The sequence below is a fragment of the Spirosoma jeollabukense genome (assembly GCF_054777855.1).
This window is the reverse complement of sequence record NZ_BAAHAD010000094.1, coordinates 1-614: the sequence shown is the minus strand read 5'-3', so window position 1 is coordinate 614 and position 614 is coordinate 1. Positions and strand designations below refer to the sequence as shown.

General features: G+C 69.4%; 1 protein-coding gene. It reads right to left on the bottom strand.

Translation table 11 applies throughout. The annotated features are described in order from the left end of the window. Positions 1 to 614 (bottom strand): aminomethyltransferase family protein (locus tag ACYVEA_RS34725; RefSeq protein ID WP_461117926.1); only part of this gene is annotated, 614 nt, incomplete at both ends.

Sequence of the window (614 nt, the reverse complement as noted above, 5' to 3'; positions counted from 1 at the left end):
CCGTGGTCACCGCCTGGCCGTGGCGCAGCACGCCCTTCTCGTCCATCACCAGGCCGATCATCTGGCGCGCGGTGCCGGCGGCCTTCTGCGCTTCCAGCACGTCGCGGCCGATGAAGTCGCGGCCTTCGTCCAGCGACACGGTCCAGGCCAGTGCCGCTTCATAAGGACTGATCTCTTCATCCATGTCCTGGCCGTACAGGTTCATGCCGGCTTCCAGGCGCAGGGTGTCGCGCGCACCGAGGCCCGCCGGCTTCACGCCCGCGGCCAGCAGGCGGTTCCAGAACGCGACCACTGCTTCCTGCGGCAGCAGGATCTCGAAGCCGTCTTCGCCGGTGTAACCGGTGCGGGCGACGAACAGCTCGACACCATCGTCGGCCTTGACCTGCAGGGCAGCGAAACGGCCGAGCTTGGCCAGCGCGTCGCGGTCGGCGCCGCCGACCAGGCCGGCCACGATGTCGCGTGCCTGCGGTCCCTGCACGGCGAGGATGGCCAGGTCCGGGCGCTGCTCGACGCTGACGCCGAACGGCGCGGCCTGCTCGCGCAGCCAGGCCAGATCCTTCTCGCGGGTGGAGGCGTTGACCACCATGCGGAAGAAATCGTCGCCGAGGTAATAG